Below are 21798 nucleotides of genomic sequence, written 5' to 3' on the forward strand. Positions count from 1 at the left end.
CCGTCCCCGGGTGGTCTCAGGCCGGGACCAACTGCCATTGCTGGTTGGCGCCGCCGTTGGCGGCCCACTGCACGACCTGGGCGCCGTCGGAGGTCGACGCGCCATACACGTCCGCCAACAGCCCGCTGCTGTAGCTGACGATCGTGTAATAGCCGTCGCCGGTGGGCCGCAGGTACCACAGCTGGTTGGCGCCGCCGTTGGCGGTCCACTGCTGCAGTTGCAGCCCTTGGGTCGTGCTGCTGCCGTTGACGTCGAGGACCTTGCCGGTGGGGACGTAGCGCAGGGTGTACGCACCGCCCTGACCGCTGGTGACGGTCCACGCGGCGGCGCCGGTCTGCTGCACGGCCTTGGCGCCGTCGGCCGTGGAGCCGCCGGCCACGGCGAGCGGCTTGCCGCTGTTGCGGTTGACGATGCGGTAGGCCGCGCCCGACACCGGGCCGCCCGAACCGGACCCGAGGGTGAAGTACTCGACCGCGTCGGTGAACGTCGTGGCACCCGACTTGGTGGTCGTCAGGACCAGGTACACGCGTGAGCCGCTCGCCGGTGCGGTGAAGGTGACCGGCTGCGTGGCCCGCGAGCCGAGTGGGATGTTCAGTGTGGTCTGCCCCGACGCGACGACGGGGCCGTCGGGCCGATCGAGCCGCGCCGACCAGGAGAATCCGACGGAGGTGTCGCGCAGGTCGTCGTTGAAGACGGTGATGTTGCGGGTCACGGAGGCGTTGTAGGCGTAGGCGTTCACGGCCTGCGGCAGCGGGAAGTCGCCGTTGGCGTCGGAGACCCCGGACGCCGACCAGTAGGGCAGGTCGATCGCCGCGACCGGGTTGAACGCGGCTTGGACGCGCTGGATCTGGGGGTTGTTCCAGGGATCGGACAGGTTGTCGGCACCGTAGAGCGGATGGCCGCCCTCCTCCGGCACGAAGTCCGTCGTACGCACGCCGGGCACGAAACCGGCCCACGCGGACAGCAGCGTGTACGGGCGCAGGTCGGCGGCGTCCTTGCCCCGCTTGGCGGCCGTCGCCGTGGCGAACCACATGAAGCCCTGCTTGGTGTTGCACTTGTTCCAGACGTACTCGCCCTCGCCGTCGGGGCGGCCGGTCACGGAGGCCACCCGCTCCCCGTACTGTCCGACGCCGTCGAGGTAGTGCGAGAAGATCGCGAAGTTGGCGTACCTCATGTTCGGGTACCGGCTGGGCGAGTCGGCACCGGGCGCGGCGTCAAGGCTGACCGGGCGGGTGCCGTCGTTGCCGTTCATCGCCGCGTAGAGATCCTGCTCGAACTGCTCGGAGTCGTTGCCGAAGGTCGGTTCGTTGGCCTGGCTCCAGCGGATGACTGCGGGGTGATTGCGGTCCCGCACCGTGAGTGCGCGGGCGTGCGCGACCATGTGGTCGTGCCCTGCGACGAAGTCCTGCGCGCTGCCGCGGACGCCGGTCTCGTCGGTGATCATCAGGCCCGTCTCGTCGGCCACGTCGAGCATGTACGGGCTTGCCGGCTCCTGGTGGATGCGCACCATGTTGTAGTTGAGCCGCTGGTAGTTGTCAACGGCCTGCGGCCAGCCGCCGTTGCCCGCCGAAGGCGGGAGGAAGCCGGGCAGCGTGTCGTAGGCGTCGCCCTTGCCTCCGTAGTCGACCCGGTCGTAGTCGGCACCCTGCAGGTTGTCACCGCGGAAGTTCACCCTGACGCCGTTGATGAAGTAGTACTCGCCGTTCTGGGTGGTCTCCCGGAACCCGAACCGGTACGTCGCGTCACTCGTGCGGCCGTCGTCGGTCGCCGCGTGGACCTTGAGACGGTGAAGCTGGGCTCGATAGCCCGGCCGGTAGGGGACGTTCGGCCACCAGTACGAGGCGGCGCCGAGGTTCCACGCGACGGAATCGACCGTGACCTTGGCCGTCGACCGCGCCCCCACGGTCACGGTGCGGGACGGCAGCGCCGGGTAACCGAACGTCCCGCCGCCGTCAGAGGACAGCTCGCCGGTCAGCGTCACCGATCGGGCGCTGCTCGAGGTGTTGGTCACCCACACGTCGTAGCCTAGGGTCTGATTCGCCACCGACGTGCGGATGAACGTGTCGCTGACGTACACGGCCGGATACACCCGCAGGAACGCGGAGCGGTAGATGCCCTGCGGGACCGCCTCGGACCAGTCGGCGGCCACGGGCACGATGTACTTGCCGTTCGCCGGGTTCTTCAGCGCGCCGCGGCCCTTCACGTCAACGCTGATCGTATGGGTGGTGCCCGGGGCGGCGTAGGCGCTGATGTCGAACTTCGACGGGGTGAAGGCCGTGGTCTGCGTCGCGACCACCCGGCCGTCCACCGACAAGGTCGCCTGGTGGTTCACGGCGCCGAACTCGATCCATGTCGACTGCGGCTGCCCCGAGTCCGGCACCGTCACCGTACGCGAGTACACCGCCTGGGACACATCCGTGAAGCCCTGCTTGTACCAGCCGCCTCCGGGCACCTTGATCGACGTCGTCGACCGGCCCGCCGGGGTGAAGCTCCACGTCCCGGCGAGATCGACCGAGGCGATCGCGGCATTGCCCGCGGTGACGCCGTCGATGTCCCCAGCGGCGGCGGCAACCGTCGCGGTGGACTCCGACGGCGCGGACTGCTGTGCCGCCACAGCCGGCTGAGCCCCGATCATCGCGAGCAGGAAGGCCGCCAGCACAGTCGGCCACCTGCTCGCCGGACGTCGAGGACGGGAGGAGGGATCGCTCCGCTTCAGTGGGGGCACGCTGTCTCCTGGTGATGGGGATGTCGTATCGATTCGACGAAATGTCCGGACATCACACGTAAGCCCCGGGGGCCCTCCCGTCAAGGCTCGCGGTGCAGCGGAGATGGGATCAATTCAGGCATGCGGTTCCACTACAGCCGATTCACCAGACGTGTTTCGGCTGCGATGCAACTTTCAGACCGCGTCGGATGCCTCGCACATGGGATGTGTCAGTGGTTCCATGTTTTACAGCCGCCGGCGCATGCGTCAGGAACATCCGGACTGCGCCGGGCTTGTGCCGACGACTCGATTCGATGCCATCGGACAGTCGGGCATGGTCCTCCCCGACCCTGAGCCGGGCTCCTCAGGACGTGGCGAACGCGGCGTTCCAGGTCTCGGGGCCGACGATGCCGTCCGCGTCGAGATGCCGGTCCTTCTGGAACCTGCGGCACACGTCCTGGGAGTCCGGCCCGTACGCGCCGTCCACGGCGATGTCGTAGCCGAACTCCTTCATCCGGGCCTGCCAGGCGCGCACGTCGTCGCCGCGCATCACGGGCGGGTATCTGAGCAGGCGGCCGGGCCACTGCTGCGTGGGCTCCGGTTCGGGCTCCGGCTCCGGCTGGGTGGTCCCGGGACGCGGCGCGCCCTTCTTGATCCAGGCGTACAGCGGGTCGCCGGGGCAGTCGGTGGAGTAGCCGTCGCGGTGGCCCTTGATCTCCTTGCCCGCGCCGCCCTTGGCGCGCAGATACTCCACCGCGTCCAGGATCGCGTGCAGGATGCCGTCGGTCGGCTGGATCAGGCCGGCGTTGCCGACGAGACCGAGCACGGCGTAATGGCCGGAGTTCAGGCCGGGGCCGTTGGCGGCCGGCAGGTGTCCCGGCCCGCGGCCGACGAAGACCTTCCGATGCGGGCAGGCCACCATCGAATACCCGATGTCGATCCAGCCGTTGCCGTCGATGTGGAAGTTCTGGATGGACTTCACCATGGCCACGCACTTGGCGTGGTCGGTGACGATACCCGGGTCCACCCGGCCGCCGGTGTAGTGGACCTTCACGCCGCGCGTGGAGGTCAGCGACGAGTACGAGCCCCTGGGAGGACGCGCGCCCCATTCAGCGCGGGACACGAGATCGATGGCCACAGTGCTCTCCGTTGAAAACCGTACGACTGGACACCGAGCGTAGCGGTAACGCCCCAGCAGGTACTGCCTTTTGCCCATATGAAACTGCTTAAACGGCAAGCAAACTGAATAGGCCCATAAATCCATTCGACAGAGCGAGTCGTACGTCGAGATCATCGCCGTATGTCCGTTCTCAAGGAGGTCGACTTCTCTCCTCACTCCACGCCCCCACCGCCGGTGCCGATGCGGATCTGGCTCGACGACACCGACAGCCCGGCCGACGTGATCGACGCCATGGCGCTGTCGCCGTTCGCGACCGGCGAGCAGCCCTGGTCCCGCACCACCAGCCTCGGCCGGGTCCGCGCCGACGCCCCGCTGACCGCCGAGGGCGGCCGGTTGCTGCGCGTCGCCCAGCACACCGACGGGTACGAGACCCGGCTGATCGCGGGCGAGGGATGGACGCTGCGGGTGGTCCGCGGCGCGAACCGGTCGGCGACGCTCACCGCCACGGCGGTGAGCGAGGAACTGGCCGGCTCGGTTCTGGAGCAGGCGACCAGGAACGCGGAGGAGGCGGCTCCCGACGCCGACCACGTGCGAATGGGCTTCTGGTGGAGGTCGAGCCACGGGCCGCACCGCTCCGCCAAGCCCATCACGACCTCCTCATGGCGGGAGATCAGGAGGAACTACCCCACGGCGGCCGTCGGCCGCCTGGACGCCCTCATGGCGACGACCGCGGCCGATGTGTCGGGCCGGCTGGTCCTCCTGCACGGCCCGCCCGGCACCGGCAAGACGACGCTGCTGCGCACGCTCGCGCGCGAGTGGGCGTCCTGGTGCCAGGTCGACTGCGTGCTCGACCCCGAGTTGCTGTTCAACGACCCGGGCTACCTGATGGACGTCGCCGTCGGCTGGGACGGCCCGGGTGAGGACGAGAAGCCGCGCTGGCGGCTGCTCGTCCTGGAGGACTGCGACGAACTGATCCGCGCCGAGGCCAAGCAGTCGACGGGCCAGGGCCTGTCACGCCTGCTCAACCTGACCGACGGGCTGCTCGGCCAGGGCAGGGACGTGCTCGTGGCCATCACGACCAACGAGGACCTCAGCAGGCTCCATCCGGCCGTCGTACGGCCCGGACGGTGCCTGGCGCAGATCGAGGTCGGCCGGTTCGACGCCGGGCAGGCGGCCGAGTGGCTGGGCGCCGGGTGCGCGGGCGCGGGCGGCGCGACACTGGCCGAGTTGTTCGCCCTGCGGGACGGCCGCCCGGCCGCCGCCGAACCCGCCCCCGCCACCGGCCTCTATCTCTGACCGGCCGCACGATCTGACCGGCCGCACGGAGCACGGTCGCCGATGGCGTAGCGTCCCATGTGTCGGATACGTAAACCATCCGATGTGCCAGGTCGGGGCGGTAACAACAATCGGCGAGGTGGTCACCCTGCTGTCGGCCGGACCGAGCCCCCAGGTGAGCCCCGTCGTCCTCCACCGGTGGTCCGTCGAGGCCCGGGAGGCGGGGACGGCGAAATATCTGGATCCGTTCGCTCCCGGCGGCGAGCGGGAGTGGCCCTACACCCGCTGGACGTCCCCCGAGCGGGAGATCGGCTTCGCGGCCACCGAACTGGTGCCGTCGTGGACGGCCGCCGCGCCGCCCGGCGCCTGGCTGGAGATCGAGCTCCAGGCGAGGACCGTCACCGGCGACCTGACCAAGTGGTACGTCATGGGCCGGTGGGCCGAGACCGACGCCGACATCCACCGCACGTCGCTGCCCGGCCAGGGGGACGCCGACGGGGACGTCGCCGTCGACACCTTCGTCGCCGCCCGCCCCGTGACGTCGTACCGCGTCCGCGCCACCCTGTACGGCAGCGGCGGCGGCATGCGCTCGCTCACCGTGATGGCCTCGGCGGTGGGGCAGGCGGGCAGAGGCGGCCCGCCGGGGCCGCGGGCGATCGAGCTCGACGTGCCGCGCCGTTCGCAGAAGGTCCACGTGGGGCACTATCCGCAGTGGGACGGCGGCGGGGAGTCCTGGTGCAGCCCCGCGTCCTTCACGATGGTGCTGGGCTACTGGGGGCTGGGGCCCGCACCGGCCGACCTCGCCTGGGTGACCCCCGGCGACCCGTGCCCGGCGGTCGACCACGCCGCGCGCGACATGTACGACCACAGCTACCAGGGCACCGGCAACTGGCCCTTCGGCGTCGCGTACGCCGGACGGTACGGACTGGACGGCTTCGTCACGCGGCTGCGCTCGCTGGCCGAGCTGGAGCGGTTCATCGCCGCCGGGATCCCGGTGATCACCTCTCAGGCGTTCCGCGATCACGAGCTTCCCGGTGCCGGATACTCCACGGGCGGGCACATCATGGTCGTCACCGGATTCACGGCGGAGGGCGACGTGATCGCGAACGATCCGGCCGCGCCGGACGACGGCGGCGTGCGGCGGGTATATCCCCGCGCGGCGTTCGAGAGCGTCTGGCTGCGCGCCACGAGCAGCGGGGGGATCGCGCACATCGTGCATCCGCCCGGCACTCCGCTTCCAGACTCCGGGGGGAACTGGTGACCATTCGGGCCGTCGACGTCGCGCGGGTGGACGACCGCCCGCTGTGGGTGGAGACCTCCGGAGACGAGGTCTGGTGGGACGAGCCGCGCCCGCGGGAGGGCGGCCGGCGCTGCGTGGTGCGGCGCAGGGCCGACGGTGTGATCGAGGACGTGCTCCCGCAGGGCTGGAACGCCAGGAACCGGGTCATGGAGTACGGCGGGCGGTCCTGGCGCGCGCACGAGGGCCGTCTGGTGTTCACCAACTGGGCGGACGGCCGGATCTACCTGTGCTCCCCCGGCGGGGAGCCGGTCCCGCTCACCCCCGAGGAGCCCGCCCGCTACGCCGACCTCGTCGTCCACGGCGACGAGGTGTGGTGCGTGCGCGAGCGGGGCGACGCACGCAACGGCGAGCGCGACATCGTCGCTGTGCCGCTGGACGGCTCCCCCCTGCGCAGCGTGGTGAAGACCCATCATTTCCTGATGAACCCGCGCGTCTCGCCGGACGGGCGGTCGCTCGCCTGGATCGGCTGGAACCACCCGGACATGCCCTGGGACGCCACCGAGCTCTGCGTCGGATCCGTGGACGGCGGCCCCCACCGCGTCCTGCTGTCCGGCGCGTCCACCTGCCAGGCCGAGTGGCACGACGACGAGAGCCTGTACGCCGTCACCGACCCCACCGGCTGGTGGAACATCCACCTCGTCGGCCTGGACGGCACGGCGCGCGACCTGACCCCGGTGCCGCTGGAGTTCGGCGACGCCACCTGGAAGATCGGCGCCACGTTCTTCGCCGTCGCGGACGGGCGGATCGCGACCGTGTACGGCACGGCCGACGAGCGGCGGCTCGGGGTCCTCGACGACCCGGCCAAGGCCGGTTCCGTACGCGACGTCGGCGGCGGCTACACCTACTGGGCGTCCGCCCTGTCGGCCCGGGGCTCCCATGTCGTGGGCGTCGCGGCCTCGCCCCACCGGCCGTACGAGGTGGTGCGGGTCCACCTGGAGACGGGGGCGCACGAAGTGCTGTCCCCGGGCAAGCCGGTGCCCGAGGACGTGGAGCTGCCGACGCCCGAGGCGGTGACCGTCGAGGGGGTCCACGCGCACCTGTACGCCCCGGCGGGCCGCGGGCCAGCGCCGTACGTGGTGTTCGTGCACGGCGGGCCGACGAGTTCGGCCCCGCCGGTGCTCGACCTGGAGATCGCGTACTTCACCAGCAGGGGCATCGGCGTCGCCGAGGTCAACTACGGCGGCTCCACCGGCTACGGCCGGGCCTACCGCGAGCGGCTGCGCCACAGCTGGGGCGTGGTGGACGTGCGCGACTGCGAGACGGTGGCGCGGTGGCTGCTGGACAGCGGGCGGGCGGAGAAGGTGGCGATCAGAGGCGGCAGCGCGGGCGGCTGGACGTCGATGGCCGCGCTCGTCCACAGCGACGTCTTCTGTGGCGCGGTGTCCCACTACGGCATCTCCGACCCCGAACACTGGGCGGCGGAGACGCACGACTTCGAGTCGCGCTACCTCGACGGGCTGATCGGCCCGTTGCCCGAGACCCGGCGGCGCTACGCGGACAGGTCCCCCGAACTGCATGCGGAACGGGCGTCCGGCCCGGCCCTGCTCCTGCACGGTCTGGAAGACAAGGTGGTCGATCCCGCACAGTCGGAGCGCTTCGCCGCAGCGCTGGCCCGCCACGGGCACCGGTGGGCGTACCTCACGTTCGAGGGGGAACAGCACGGGTGGCGGCGTGAGGAGACCATCGTCCGGGCCCTGGAGGCCGAGCTGGCCTTCTACGGGATCGTCTTCGGCTTTCCGACGCCCGAGGTCCCGCCCCTGAAGCTGGAAGGTGGGATGTTGTGAGTGAGGTCGCGGCGATCTGCTCGGAACTGCTGCGGATCGACACCACCAACGACGGGTCCGGCGACGGGCCGGGCGAGCGGCGGGCCGCCGAATACGTGGCGTCCCTGCTCGCCGAGGTCGGCATCGAGCCGATGGTGTTCGAGTCGGCGCCGCGCCGCACCAGCGTGGTGGCGCGCATCCCCGGCGAAAGCCCCGACGCGCTGCTCCTGCACGGGCACCTCGACGTCGTGCCCGCCGACCCGGCCGAGTGGCGTACGCACCCGTTCTCCGGGGAGATCGAGGACGGCTGCGTGCACGGCCGGGGCGCGGTCGACATGAAGGGCACGCTCGCCATGACCCTCGCCTGGGCCCGCGAGAACGCGCGCAGGGGCGTGCGCCCCAGGCGCGACCTCGTGCTGGCGTTCCTCGCCGACGAGGAGTCGACCGGCGAGTACGGCGCGGGCCACGCGGTCGAGCGGCACCGCGACCTGTTCGAGGGCTGCACGGAGGCGATCAGCGAGTCCGGCGGCTTCTCCTGGTATGAGGGCGACGTCCGCATCTACCCGGTGGCCGTCGGGGAGCGCGGCACCGCCTGGATGCGCCTCACGGCCCGCGGCGTGCCCGGTCACGGCTCCAAGCCCGCCGTGGACAACCCCGTGGCCGAGCTCGCCCGGGCTCTCGCCCGCCTCGCCGACCATTCCTGGCCCGTACGGCTGACGCCCGAGGTGGCCCGGCTGATCGACGAGCTGGCGCGGGCGCTCGGCCGGCCGATCGACGTCGACCGGCTGGAGGAGGAGATCGAGCGGATCCCCCGCGCGGCGGCCCTGTTCAAGGGCGTGCTGCGCAACTCGGCCAACCCGACCATGCTCGACGCGGGATACAAGGTCAACGTCATCCCCGGCACGGCCGAGGCCCACGTCGACGGCCGGTTCCTGCCGGGGCAGCGCGACGAGTTCCTGGAGACCGTCGACCGGCTGCTCGGGCCGAAGGTCACCCGCGAGTTCGTCAGCTTCGAGGAGGCCGTCTCCTCCCCCGCCGAGGGCCTGTTCGACGAGCTCGCCGCCGCCCTGCTCGCCGAGGACCCCGGCGGCAGGCCGGTGCCGTACGTCATGACCGGCGGCACCGACGCCAAGTGGTTCGCCAGGATCGGCATCAGGGGGTACGGCTTCGCGCCGCTGCTGCTGCCGCCGGACCTCGACTACTTCGGCATGTTCCACGGTCTCGACGAGCGCGTTCCGGTCGAGGGCCTGGAGTTCGGCGTCCGCGTCCTCGACCGGCTGCTCGTCGCGCCCTCGTGAAAGGCGAGCGCGCCGACCGACGGTGAGGGACGGCGACGCGGGGTAGAACCTCGCCGGAGGTGCCGATGGCTCCAGGGATGAGGGTGGCGGTGACGGGTCACCGCGACCTCTCCTCGTCGACGTCCGAACTCGTCGACGCCGCCTTTCGCGCGGAGCTGGCGGCGCACGCGCCCGGCCTCGTCGGCGTGTCCTGCCTGGCCCCGGGCGCCGATCAGATCTTCGCGGAGGCGGTGCTCGACCTCGGCGGCGCGATCGAGGCGATCGTGCCGGCCCACCGCTACGACCGGGTGCTCACCCCCGGGGACCGCGCCGCGTTCGACCGGTTGCTGTGCCGCGCACGCATCGTGGTCCGGCTGCCCTACGAGCACCCGACGCCCGCCAGCTACCAGGCGGCCAACGAGACGCTGCTGCGGGACGTCCACCTGCTGCTGGCGGTGTGGGACGGGGAGCCGGCGCAGGGCCGGGGCGGCACCGCGGAGGTGGTGAGCGACGCGCGGCGGCGCTCCATCGAGGTCAGGGTCCTCTGGCCCGAAGGTGCCTCCAGGACCGGCCACCCTTGACACCCCGGAAGATCCCCATTCATCTCGAATCGTGGAGACCCCGCAGGAGAACGAGCTCCCCGCGATCTACCGCGCCGCAGACCGCCGCGCCATAGACGGTCAGCGGCGCCTGATGAGGACCACGGCCCTGCGTCTGACCAGCCTGGTCCTGGCGGCCACCTTCGGCGCCTTCAGCCTGAACATGGGCAGGCTCGACGCCGCGGCCGTCGTCGCGGCGACCGCGCTCGCGTCCGCGCTCGTGGTCGAGGTGTACATCCTGTCCTCCACGCCCGACAGGGAATGGGCGCAGGCGCGGGCGGCGGCGGAGTCCGCCAAGTCGCTGGCGTGGCGCTACATGGCGGGTGGTGAGCCGTTCGGCACGAACGGGCACGACGAGCACAGCGCGGACCTGCTGCTGCTGCGGCGGCTGACCGAGATCACGCACGACCTGCACCACATCGCGCCGATCCCCCTGTCGGACGGCGACTCCCAGGTGACGCCCGCGATGCGGGCGCTGCGGGCCATGCCGCTGCCCGAGCGCAAGGATCACTACCTCCGCGGCCGGATCGACGACCAGCGCGCGTGGTACCGCGCCCGCGCGGCGGCCAACGAGCGGCGCGCCTCCCGCTGGTCGGTGACGCTCTCGGCTCTGGAGGCCCTGGGCCTGGTCGCGGCCGTCCTCAACGGCGCGATGGTGCTCGACCTGGACCTTCCGGGCATCGTCGGGGCGGTCGGCGCCGCGGGAATCGCCTGGATGCAGACCCGGCAGCACAGGCAGCTCGCCGGCGCCTACTCCGTGGCCGCCCTGGAGCTCGGCGACGTCGTGTCTCGTGCCGACTGGCCCGCGACGGAGGAGGAGTGGGCGCGCTTCGTCGACGAGGCCGAGGACGTCATCTCCCGCGAGCACGGAATGTGGCGATCGTCCCATACCTAAAAAAATCAGGCATATGTCCACAAACGGGCGTTTGTGATGCTTGTGCACCAAAGGCCCCGGGCCGGCTTCCGTCGGAAAACAGAACGACAATTTGCCTGGACAGAGCGGCACAACCGGGGGGCGCTCAGTCAGACTGGTCGCAGGATCCAGCAGGACCGGCCATACCGGCGAGATGGTTCCTGAGCCTTTTTTGGGACTAGAGTTCTCCTGGGCCGCGGCCGCGCATCGGTGCGCACGTCCGCCGCGGGCTCATTCGCGCTCACCATTTCGGAACGGTCGAACATGCTTATTGTCGATGACGAATCATCAGAAATAACGACCGAGGTCAGTGACCTGTCGGATACTTCCCTCGACGAGATGGCGGCGCGCAGGGACACGATGGACGCGACGGTGGACCGAATGCTGCCCGCCGGCCTGCCGGTCGCCGCGTTCAACTCCTCATTGTGATGGAGCGGGGCGGCGCGAGCGGGCCGATCCTGCCGTTTCGCCAGTTCGTGCTGAAGGTGCACAGCCGGTGCGATCTCGCCTGTGACCACTGCTACGTGTACGAACACGCGGACCAGAGCTGGCGGGGCCGCCCCACCACGATGTCACCGGAGACGATCGCCCTGGTCGCGGAGCGCATCGCCGAACACGTGCGCGGCCACGGCCTGGACGAGGTTCACGTCGTCCTGCACGGCGGTGAACCGCTGCTCGCCGGCCGTGATCGACTCGCCTCGACGGCCACCGAGCTGCGCCGCCGCCTCGACGGCCTGTGCCGCCTCGACCTGCGGATTCATACCAACGGCTTGATCCTCAACGACCGTTTCCTCGACGTGTTCGCCACCCACGGCATCGTCGTGGGGGTGTCGCTCGACGGGGACCGGGCCGCCAACGACCGGCACCGGCGCTACGCCGACGGCCGCAGCAGCCACGCCAGGGCCGTGCGGGCGGTCGAGCTGCTCCGGCGGCGGCCCGAGCTGTACGGCGGGCTGCTGTGCACGATCGACGTCGCCAACGATCCGATCGCCGTCTACGAGGCTCTGGTCGCGCTGCGGCCGCCTCGTGTCGACTTCCTGCTCCCCCACGCGACTTGGGACGCGCCCCCGGCACGTCCCGGCCCGACGGCGTACGCGGACTGGCTCGTCAAGATCTACGACCGCTGGGAGGCCGACGGGCGGCCCATCGGCGTCCGCCTGTTCGAGTCGATCCTCAGGACCGCGCACGGCGGCCTCAGCCTGACGGAGGCGATCGGGCTCCAGCCCAGCACGTTGATCGTGATCGAGACCGACGGCTCCTACGAACTGGTCGACTCGCTGAAGGTCGCCCACGAGGGCGCCCCGGCCACGGGCCACCACGTCGCCACCGCGTCGCTCGACGAGGTCGCGGCCCACCCGGGGGTGCGGGCGCGGCAGCAGGGCCTTCGCGGCCTGTGCGCCACCTGCAGGAGTTGTCCCGTCGTACGCAGCTGTGGCGGGGGCCTGTACCCGCACCGGTACCGATCCGGCTCGTTCGACAACCCCAGCGTCTACTGCGCGGACCTGTTCGCGCTGATCGGACACGTCAGGGAGACGACCTTGCGCGCCCACACCCTGCGTGCCCACACCCTGCCCGCGGCCGCCCTGGACACGCTCGCCTCCGGGCTCGGCGGGTCCGAGGAGGTGGAGCGCCTCGCGACGGCCCAGCTCAGCCTGCGCCGGGCCCTGGTCGCGGCGGTTCACACGAGAGCGGGCGAACCCGCGGCGTGGGACCTGCTGACGCGGATCGACCGCGATCACGGGGCGGCGCTCGCCACGGTGCTGGCCCATCCCTACGTCCGGGCCTGGGCGGTCGCCTGCCTTCGGGGGAACGCCCCGGCGGCCCGCCTGTCGAACATCGCGGCGGCGGCGGCCGTCCACGCGCGGATCGACGCGCGGATCGACGTGGAGGCCGTGGGCGGCGAGGTGCACCTGCCGACGATCGGCGTGCTGGAGGGCGCTCCGGAGGGCCGGGCCGCCCTCGTGATCGAGGAGGGGCGGGCGCGGCTGCGGGACGGCGGCCCGGAGTCGCTGTCACCCGTGCGAAGGCTCGTCGCGGGACGTTTCTCGGTCCTGCTGGAGGACGCCGACCCCTACCGTGACTGCCACCGATGGCAGCCGGCCGGCCGGCTGACCGTCGAAGAGGCGGCACGGTGGCAGGAGTCCTTCGAGCAGGCGTGGCAGCTCATCGAGAAGGACTACCCGGCGTACGTCCCGGCGATCGAGACGGGACTGACGGCGATCGTCCCGCTCGCCCCCGCGGACGCGGGCCGCGAGGTGAGCTCGGCCGCCCGCGACGCCTTCGGCGCCGTCGCCGCGGCGCTGCCCGCCGACCCCGCGACGCTCGCGCTGCTGATCCTGCACGAGTTCCAGCACGTGAAGCTCGGCGCCGTGCTCGACCTGCTCGATCTGTTCGACGCGTCCGACCGGCGGCTCTTCCACGCCCCCTGGCGGGAGGACCCCCGGCCGCTCGAGGGGCTGCTGCAGGGGACCTACGCCCATCTCGCCGTCACCGACTTCTGGCGCGTCCGCAGGCACGGCGAGCCCGAACCGGCGCGCCGTCACTTCGCCCACTGGCGGGCCCGGACCGCGGAGGCGATCGAGACCCTCACCGGCTCGCAGGCCCTGACTCCGCTGGGCGAGCGCTTCGTCGCCGGGATGCGCCGCTCGATCGTCCCGTGGCTGTCGGAGGAGGTCGCCGAGACGGCCGGAACGTCCGGGAGGTGACGTTCGGACACCTCACGCGTCTATCTGCGGGCGGTGGCCGGGATGACCGAGGCCGAGGAGCCCCGGTACCGGGCGCTATGCCCGCCTTCGGCCCGCTGACCACGCCGTCGGCCGGCACCGCCGTCCGCCTCGGCCGGATCGGAAACGCGGAATGCCGCCTTTTTCCCATAACCGGGGCTGTCCGATTCGCCGCCGAGTGGCTGGCAGAACACCGTGATCCGGACGATTTCCCCCCATCACAAGGTCACTTGACTTACGCTGCGTTCCCATAGTGAATGAATCTGGGGGAAGGAGGCGAATGCCCCTACAACCGGGCGCGCATGGGCAGGTGCCATATTTTTTCCTGAGCTACGCTCATATCCCCATGCACGACCCGAATAGCAGGAAAGACCCGAACAAGTGGGTGGCGAAGCTCTTCGCCGACTTGTGCGACCACATCATCAACATGACCAACCTGTCGCAGGGGCAGGCCGGGTTCATGGACGTGGAGCTGCGCTCGGGCCACCATTGGCCGGACCGGCTGTCGGACGCCCTGTCGACGTGCCGGGTGTTCGTTCCCCTCTACTCCGCCCGCTATTTCGAAAGCGAGCAGTGCGGTAAGGAATGGGCCGCGTTCCTCCAGCGCGTCCGAAACCACGAGGGACCGGACGGGCAGATGCCGGAGGCCATCGTTCCGGCGCTGTGGACGCCGTTACCGCCCGACCACCTGCCCCAGGTGGCCCGGTCGATCCAGTTCACCCACCACGATCTCGGCGAGCGGTACGGCGAGGAGGGCTTCTACGGGCTCGCAAAGCTCGCGGGGATGCGCGGTCACTACCAGAAGGCGACCCTGGAGCTCGCCAAGCGGATCGTCCACGTCGCGCAGCGCACCCGGGTCGGCGCCCTCGATCCCCCGCCCAGATACGACGAACTGCGCAGCGTCTTCCACGACTATTCGCCGCAGCGGCCCCTCCGGGTGACGGTGGTCGCCCCGGACCTGGACCATCTGCCGTCCGAACGCAGCCCCTATTTCTACGGGCAGACGCCGCAGGAGTGGAACCCCTTCCGCCGGGGCGGCAACACCCGGACCCTCGTGTCCCACGCCGAGGAGATCGCCACGGCCCACGGCTTCCTGCCGGAGGTGGGGTCGCTGGAGGAGCACACCGAGATCCTCGCCTCCGACGCCCCGGAGGAGCAGCCGTCCGTCATGCTGGTCGACCCGTGGGCCACGACCACCGCCGACTGCCGCCGGCGGCTGCGCGGCTTCGACCGGCGCGAACGGAGCCGGACCAGCGTGATGGTGCCGTGGAACCTCGACGACCGGGAGACGGTGGCGGCCCGGGCCAGGCTGCAGCGCTCGCTCGAATCCGCCCTGCGCAACAATCCGCCCGACTCCAGCCCGGAGATCAACTCGATCACGGCGTTCCGCGGCGCGCTGTCCGACGCGCTCGGCAAGGCCGCCAACCAGTTGTTCAAGACCGCCACCGCCTACCCGCCGGCCGGCGCGCCCACCAGACGACCCAGGCTGATGCAGCCGGAGGATCCCCGATGAATGACGTCCACGACGGCCGCGTCGTCACGTTCTACTCCTACAAGGGCGGGACGGGCCGCACGATGGCGCTGGCGAACACGGCGTGGGTGCTCGCCAGCAGCGGCCTGCGCGTCCTGGTGGTCGACTGGGACCTCGAGTCCCCCGGGCTGCACAAGTTCTTCCATCCGTTCCTCGACAGCAGCGTCATCACGGCGACCCCCGGCGTCATCGACATCATCAGCAACTACATGTGGGCCGCCGTGCGCCCGCGGGAGCGCACCCCCGACTGGCACCTCGAGTACGCCCGCGTCGTGCCACACGCCGTGTCGCTGGACTGGGAGTTCCCGGGAGACGGAACGCTGGACTACGTCTCTGCCGGGCAGCAGAACCGCGACTACTCCTCGCTGGTGTCCACGTTCGACTGGGACAACTTCTACGAACGGCTCGGCGGCGGGAAGTTCCTCGACGCGCTGCGCGCCGACATGAAGCGGAACTACGACTACGCCCTCATCGACAGCCGCACCGGGCTGAGCGACATCGCCGACATCTGCACCATCCAGCTCCCGGACATCCTCGTCGACTGCTTCACGATGAGCGACCAGAGCATCGAGGGCGCCGCGAAGGTGGCCCGGTACATCGACGACCTGTACCACGAGCGGAACATCCGGATCCTCCCCGTTCCGATGCGCATCGACGACGGGGAGAAGGAGAAGCTCGACGCGGGGCGGCTGCTGGCGCGCACGATGTTCGACCGCTTCCCTCAGGGGCTCACCACGGAGCAGGTCAACCAGTACTGGGGCGCGGTGGAGATCCCCTACAAGCGGTTCTACGCCTTCGAGGAGACGCTGGCGGCCTTCGGCGACACTCCCGGCTCCCCCACCTCGCTCCTGGCGGCCTACGAGCGCCTGACCGCCGCGGTCAGCGACGGACGGGTCACGTCGTTCCCGCCCCTTGACGAGCACGTCCGGGCCCGGTGGCTCGAGGCGTTCACCCGCCGACAGCCATCCCGGCCGGCCGACGTCTTCCTGAGCTACGCCCCGGAGGACCGCATGTGGGCCGACTGGATCGGCGGCGTGCTGGAACGCGCGGGGTGCCGGGTCACGCCGCGCGCCCTGGGCTCCGCTCCGCACGCCGACGTCGGCGAACCGAGCCGCGCGATGGTGGTGCTGTCGCCCGCCTACACCCGCTCACCGCAGGGCAGGGAGGTCGTGGAGCGGCTGTCGGCCGTCGACCCCGTCGCGAGCAGCGGCGGTCTCTCCCTGGTCCGCGTGTCCGAGGTCCGGCTCGTTCCGCCCTTCGCCGACGTGCCGCTCGTCGACCTCGTACGGCTCGGCGCGGAGCCGGCCGCCGAGGCCGTCCTGCGGGCTGTCGGGCGGCAGGACGCGGACCAGCTCGCCGGCCCGTCGCAGGCGGGGGCGCGCTTCCCCGGCAGCGTGCCCCCGGTGTGGAACGTGCAGGCGCGCAACGCCGCGTTCACCGGGCGCGGGATGGCCCTGGAGACGTTGCGGGACCAGCTCGTCGGGGGTAACCAGGCGGTGGTGCTGCCACAGGCGCTGTACGGCCTGGGCGGCGTCGGCAAGACGCAGATCGCCCTGGAGTACGCCCACCGCTTCATGGCCGACTACGACCTGGTGTGGTGGATTCCCGCCGAGCAGCCCGAGCTCATCAACCCCGCGCTGGCCGAGCTCGCCGTACGGCTTGGCATCCGGGTGGGGGACAACGTCGTAGGGGCGGCGGAGGCGGCGCGCGAGGCGCTGCGGCGCGGCGAGCCGTACTCCCGGTGGCTGCTCATCTTCGACAACGCGGGCGACCCCGAGGAGGTGCGCGGCTACCTGCCGGGCGGGCCGGGCCACGTCGTGGTGACCTCGCGGAACCAGTCGTGGTCCACGTTGGCCGCCCCGCTGGAGGTCGACGTCTTCAGCCGGGAGGAGAGCCTGGAGCACCTGCTGCGCCGCGTCCCGAAGCTCAAGCCGCAGGACGCGCTCGGCGTGGCCGAGGCCCTCGGCTACCTGCCGCTGGCGGTGGAGCAGGCGGCCGCCTGGCTGGGCGAGACCGGGATGTCGGCGGCCGAGTACGTCGAGCAGGTGCAGACCCAGGCGGCCGAGCTCCTGGCGACCAACCCGCCCCCCGGGTACCCGCAGCCGGTGGCCGCCACCTGGAACATCTCGCTGGGGCAGCTCCGGGAACGGGCCCCCGCCGCGGTGCGGATGCTGCAACTGTGCGCCTTCTTCTCGCCCGACCCCATCTCCATGACGCTGCTCTACAGCGACGAGATGATGCGTTCCCTGCTGCCGCACGACAACTCGCTGCGGGGCGAGAAGCTCATGCTGCACCGCCTCATCCGGGAGATCAGCAGATTCGCGCTGGCGAAGGTCGACCCCGGCAGCAACACGATTCAGGTGCACCGCCTGGTCCAAGCGGTGATCAAGAGTCAGATGACCGCCGAGGAGGTGGACTCCACCTCGCACGAGGTGCACCACATCCTCGTCGGCGCCCGGCCCCGGCTGGGCGAGGTGGACGATCCCGAGAACTGGCCGGCCTACGACCTCATCTGGCCCCATCTGCTGCCCTCGAACGCGGAGAACTGCGTGGAGGAGGAGACCCGGCAGCTGCTCACGGAACGGGTCCGGTACCTGTGGAAACGCGGCGAGTTCGCCGGCGCGCTGCAGCTCGGCCAGCGCCTCGCCGACTACTGGGAGGTGGAGTTCGGGCGAGACGAGCGGCAGCGGCTGCACCTGCTGTTCAACATCGCGAACGTGCTGCGCTCCGAGGGAAAGTCGCGCGAGGCGCGCGAACTCGACGAATGGGTCTGGGCCCGGCAGAGCGACCTCCTCGGCCCCAGCCACCCCCACACGCTCATGACGACGGGCGGCCTCGCCGCCGACCTGCGCGCCCTCGGGGAGTTCGACCGGGCGCTGGAGATGGACAAGCAGACCTACGAACGATGGCAGGAGCTGTACGGCGAGGACAATCCGAGGACGCTGGCGGCCGCCAACAACCTCGCGGTCTCCTATCGCCTGGTCGGCGACTGCTACAGCGCGCTCGACCTCGACAAGGAGACGCTCGAGCGGCGGATCACCGTGCTCGGCACGGCGCATCCGTACACGCTGTTCTCCCAGGCGAACCTCGCCAGGGACCTGCGCGAGGCGGGGCGGTTCCGCGAGTCGGTCGACCTGCTGCGCGCGACCGTCGAGCTCTACCGCGACAGCCTGGGCGACGACTTCCTCGACACCCTGCGGACGGCCAAGAGCCTCGCCGTGTCGCTGCGCAAGGCCGGGCAGCAGCACGACGCCTGGCTGATCGCCCAGCAGACGCACGAGCGCTACCAGCAGCTCTACCCCTCCTCGCCGGACGCCACGGCCGCGGCCCTCGAACTCGCCTGCTGCCTGTCCGCCCTGGACGACAAGCCGGGCGCGCGCGACCTGGCCAGTAACATCCTCGAGTCCTACAAGGCGAGCCTCGGTGAGGAGCACCCGTTCACGCTGGCGACCGCGAACAATCTGATGACCTACCTGCGCGGCACGCGCGAGGTCGCCGAGGCGTACGCGCTGGGCGGCAGAACGCTGGACGCCCTGCGCGGCGAGCTCGGGCCCGCGCATCCCTTCACGCTGTCGTGCATGCTGAACGTCGCCAACTGCGCCGCCGACATGGGGCGGCCGCGGGAGGCGCAGTCCCTTGAGCAGGAGGCGCTCGGCGTCCTGCGCCGGACGCTGGGGCCGGAGCATCCCGACACCCTCGCCGCCCAGGCGAACCTCTCGATCAGCCTGCGCGGCACGGAGCAGGCCGCCGAGGCGGAGCGGCTCACGCAGGACACCGTGGACGTGATGCGGCGGGTGCTCGGCGAGAACCATCCGAACGTCACGGTGGTGCTGTCGGGGCGGAGGCTGAACCGGGACCTCGAGCCCCAGCCCACCTGATCACGCCCGCACCAGCCACAGGAGGACCCTGGGCAGCACGCCGAATGCGCCGAAGTGCGCCGTGCCCCGCTGGATCCTGACGGTGGCGTCGGGGATCCGCCGGCCGAGCCAGCGGGAGTGGCCGGCCGGCGAGAAGACGTCGTTCTCCCCGTGCCACAACAGGGTCGGCACCCGGATGTCGGCCGGGTCGAATCCCCACGGCCCGGCGAAGGCCAGCACGTCGTCGACCCAGCCGTCCGTGGAGTCCCGCAGACCCTCGGCGAAGTTGCGTACGAGCAGCCGGCGGATGCCGTGGTCGGCGACCACCCGGCGGTCGGACTCGGGCACCTCCCGGAACAGGCCCACGACCTTGCTCGCGGGATCGGCCCTGATCTGGTCGGCCGCCCGCGCCAGCCGCGCCGCGACGGCGCGCCGGCCGGCCAGCGCGAGCCGATACGCCACCACGTTCGACTCCGTCATGCCGGCGAACCAGTCGAGCCCCTCGGCCTCCCGGGGGGCGAGCGCGACGAGCGCGGCGGCCCTGGTCAGCCGGTCGGGCAGCAGCGCGGCGCAGGCGAGCGCGTGCGGGGCGCCACCCGATCTCCCGACGACGGCGAACGTGCCGACGCCGAGCGCGTCCGCGATGGTGACCACGTCGGCCGCGACGTCGGCGACCGTCCTGCCCTGCAGGCGGTCGGAGCGCCCGTAACCCGGTCGGTCGAAGGTGATGAGCCGGATACCCAGCCGGTAGAGCACGGTCGCCCGGGGTGAAGGACCCACCCTGCTGCCGGGCGTGCCGTGCAGCAGGAAGACGGGATGCCCGTCCGGCTCCCCCTGCTGCTCGACCGCGAGCCTTCTGCCGTCCGGCGCCACCATCAGTTCGGTCAAGGCGATCTCCCCGCGACGCACCCTCCTCCCAAGAGTCACCCCAGGTGTCGGGTTTGTCCACGCCGTTTCATGCGTGGAGTCTCCCGCGTCAGCGCAGGCGGGGGTCGAGGGCGTCGCGGACGACGTCGCCGAGCATGAGGAAGCTCAGCACGGTCGCGGTGAGGAACAGCGCGGGGAAGACCAGCAGGTGGGGGTGCTCGGCGAAGAACGTCTGGGCGATGTTCAGCTGCAGGCCCCACGACACGTCGGGATACTGCAGGCCGACGCCGAGGTAGTCGAGGGTCGCCTCCCCCGCGATGACGTTCCCGACGTTCAGCATGGCCACGACGATGACCGGCGCGACGGAGTTGGGCAGGATGTGCCGCACCATGAGCCTGCGGTCGCTCGCGCCCAGCATGCGGGCCGCGGCGACGAAGTCCATGTCCTTGACGGCGATGACCTGGCCGCGCATCAGCCGGGTCATGGTCGTCCAGCCGAGCAGCACGAGGACCAGCGTCATCGCCCATATCCCGTGGTCGGGGAAGGCGACGAGCACGACGGTCGCGCCCAGCACGAACGGGATGCCGAAGAACACGTCGGTGAGGCGGGAGATGACCGCGTCGGCGACGCCCCCGTAGTAGCCGCCCACCAGCCCCAGCAGGATGGAGATCAGCATGGCGAAGACGGTGACCGAGACGCCGACCACGATGGACGCCCGGGTGCCGTGCACGACCTGCGACCAGTAGTCGCAGCCCTGCAGGTCGTACCCGAACAGCGCGCCGCTCGCCGGGCCGCGCTTCGACATGCGCAGGTCGCAGGCCTCGTTGGGGCCGAGATGGGCGAACAGCCCGGGGAAGGCCGCCATCGCCACGGCCACCAGCAGGACGGCCGCGGAGAACCAGAACACCACCCGGCCGCGCAGTTCCAGCCAGGCGTCACGCGCGAGCACGGCGGATCCTCGGGTCGAGTACGCCGTACAGCAGGTCGACGGCCAGGTTGGCGAGAATGAAGATCATGACGAGCAGGGTGACGACGCCGACGACGACGGGACCCTCCTGGAGCTGGATGGACTGGAACACCTGCTGGCCGATGCCGGGCAGGTTGAAGATGCCCTCGGTCACGACCGCCCCGGCCATGAGGTTGCCGAAGTCGACACCGAGGTAGGTCACGACCGGGATGAGCGAGTTGCGCAGCGCGTGCAGCCCCACCACCCGCCGCCGGGACAATCCCTTCGCGGTCGCCGTGCGGACGTAGTCGGCGCGCAGGTTCTCCACGAGGGAGGTGCGGGTGAGCCTGGCCACGTACGCCAGGCCGAACGAGCCGAGGACCATGCCGGGCAGCAGGTAACTGCCCGGCCAGCCCTCCTCGGTCCCCGCGGTCGGGAACAGCCCCAGATTGAGGCCCAGCACGATCTGGGCGGTGTAGCCGACGACGAACACCGGGACCGCGATGACGAACGTGGTGCCGGCGAGGACCGCCGTGTCGGCGACCCCGCCGCGGCGCAGCCCGGCCAGGACGCCGAGGCCGATGCCGACGACGAGCTCGAAGACCCAGGCGGTCAGCGCGAGCTGCGCGGTGACCGCCCACCGGTCCTGGAGGAGCTCGCTCACCGGCTGGCCGGTGAAGGTCTCCCCCAGGTCGCCCTGGAACACCCCGAGCATGTAGCGGCCGTACTGGACGAGCAGGGGGTCGTCCAGGTGGTAGCGCGCCCGCATGACCGCGAGCACCTGCGCGGGCACCGGCTTGTCGCCCGCGAGCGCCAGGATCGGGTCGCCCGGCAGCGCGAACACCATCGTGTAGATCAGGAAGGTGGTCGCGAAGAACACCGGGATCGCCTGGGCCAGGCGCTGCGCGGCGTACCTCACCCTT

The 21798-nt window shown here is 71.2% G+C and carries 15 protein-coding genes; 10 read left to right on the forward strand and 5 right to left on the reverse strand.

The genetic code is table 11. The annotated features are described in order from the left end of the window. Nucleotides 1–16 precede the first annotated feature (16 nt). Together HHX35_RS32765 and HHX35_RS44835 are read right to left on the reverse strand one after the other, a co-directional pair. Complete coding sequence (locus tag HHX35_RS32765) at nt 17–2659, reverse strand: RICIN domain-containing protein (RefSeq protein ID WP_220506157.1); 2643 nt, start codon at nt 2657–2659, stop codon at nt 17–19. A gap of 409 nt (nt 2660–3068) precedes the next feature. Continuing rightward, the gene (locus HHX35_RS44835; protein WP_182902525.1) at nt 3069–3842 is read right to left on the reverse strand and encodes an N-acetylmuramoyl-L-alanine amidase; all 774 of its coding nucleotides are present in this window, start codon (nt 3840–3842) and stop codon (nt 3069–3071) included. A 162-nt stretch (nt 3843–4004) separates the two neighbouring features. Between HHX35_RS44835 and HHX35_RS32775 the strand changes: the two genes are divergently transcribed. The 10 genes from HHX35_RS32775 (at nt 4005) to fxsT (ending at nt 19083) form a co-directional block, all read left to right on the forward strand. Further along, entirely contained in the window at nt 4005–5120 is a 1116-nt protein-coding gene (locus tag HHX35_RS32775; protein ID WP_182902526.1) for a DUF5925 domain-containing protein, read from the forward strand. A 118-nt stretch (nt 5121–5238) separates the two neighbouring features. Next, complete coding sequence (locus tag HHX35_RS32780) at nt 5239–6360, forward strand: C39 family peptidase (protein ID WP_310739467.1); 1122 nt, start codon at nt 5239–5241, stop codon at nt 6358–6360. Beyond that, nucleotides 6357–8183, forward strand: a complete 1827-nt coding sequence (locus tag HHX35_RS32785; protein WP_310739468.1) for a prolyl oligopeptidase family serine peptidase — start codon at nt 6357–6359, stop codon at nt 8181–8183. Before HHX35_RS32780 ends, HHX35_RS32785 begins: the two co-directional genes overlap by 4 nt. Beyond that, nucleotides 8180–9460: a M20/M25/M40 family metallo-hydrolase gene (locus HHX35_RS32790; RefSeq protein WP_182902528.1), complete on the forward strand. Its 1281-nt coding sequence runs from the start codon at nt 8180–8182 to the stop codon at nt 9458–9460. The genes HHX35_RS32785 and HHX35_RS32790 overlap by 4 nt, the downstream gene beginning before the upstream one ends. A gap of 65 nt (nt 9461–9525) precedes the next feature. Beyond that, on the forward strand, nt 9526–10020 hold the full coding sequence (locus HHX35_RS32795; protein WP_220506159.1) for a hypothetical protein: 495 nt from the start codon (nt 9526–9528) through the stop codon (nt 10018–10020). A gap of 31 nt (nt 10021–10051) precedes the next feature. Beyond that, a complete protein-coding gene (locus HHX35_RS32800) occupies nt 10052–10933 on the forward strand; it encodes a DUF4231 domain-containing protein (RefSeq protein ID WP_182902529.1) in 882 nt (293 codons plus the stop codon). 282 nt (nt 10934–11215) lie between these two features. Beyond that, complete coding sequence (locus HHX35_RS32805; protein WP_182902530.1) at nt 11216–11380, forward strand: hypothetical protein; 165 nt, start codon at nt 11216–11218, stop codon at nt 11378–11380. After that, complete coding sequence (locus HHX35_RS32810; protein ID WP_182902563.1) at nt 11380–13656, forward strand: FxsB family cyclophane-forming radical SAM/SPASM peptide maturase; 2277 nt, start codon at nt 11380–11382, stop codon at nt 13654–13656. The genes HHX35_RS32805 and HHX35_RS32810 overlap by 1 nt, the downstream gene beginning before the upstream one ends. A gap of 298 nt (nt 13657–13954) precedes the next feature. Beyond that, nucleotides 13955–15187, forward strand: coding sequence for a TIR-like protein FxsC (locus HHX35_RS32815; protein WP_259405605.1), 1233 nt, complete (start codon nt 13955–13957; stop codon nt 15185–15187). Then, nucleotides 15184–19083 (forward strand): FxSxx-COOH system tetratricopeptide repeat protein, encoded by a 3900-nt coding sequence (gene fxsT / locus HHX35_RS32820; RefSeq protein ID WP_182902532.1) that lies wholly within the window; start codon nt 15184–15186, stop codon nt 19081–19083. Before HHX35_RS32815 ends, fxsT begins: the two co-directional genes overlap by 4 nt. Here the strand turns inward: fxsT and HHX35_RS32825 are convergent, their stop codons facing one another. From HHX35_RS32825 to HHX35_RS32835, 3 genes are all read right to left on the reverse strand, one after another. Continuing rightward, complete coding sequence (locus HHX35_RS32825; RefSeq protein WP_220506161.1) at nt 19084–19950, reverse strand: alpha/beta fold hydrolase; 867 nt, start codon at nt 19948–19950, stop codon at nt 19084–19086. Nucleotides 19951–20038: 88 nt separating this feature from the next. After that, entirely contained in the window at nt 20039–20878 is an 840-nt protein-coding gene (locus HHX35_RS32830) for an ABC transporter permease (RefSeq protein ID WP_182902533.1), read from the reverse strand. Continuing rightward, a complete protein-coding gene (locus HHX35_RS32835; protein ID WP_182902534.1) occupies nt 20865–21794 on the reverse strand; it encodes an ABC transporter permease in 930 nt (309 codons plus the stop codon). The genes HHX35_RS32830 and HHX35_RS32835 overlap by 14 nt, the downstream gene beginning before the upstream one ends. Nucleotides 21795–21798 lie beyond the last annotated feature (4 nt).

It is taken from the genome of Microbispora sp. H10830 (genome assembly GCF_014161375.1).
Taxonomy (GTDB): Bacteria; Actinomycetota; Actinomycetes; order Streptosporangiales; family Streptosporangiaceae; genus Microbispora; species Microbispora catharanthi.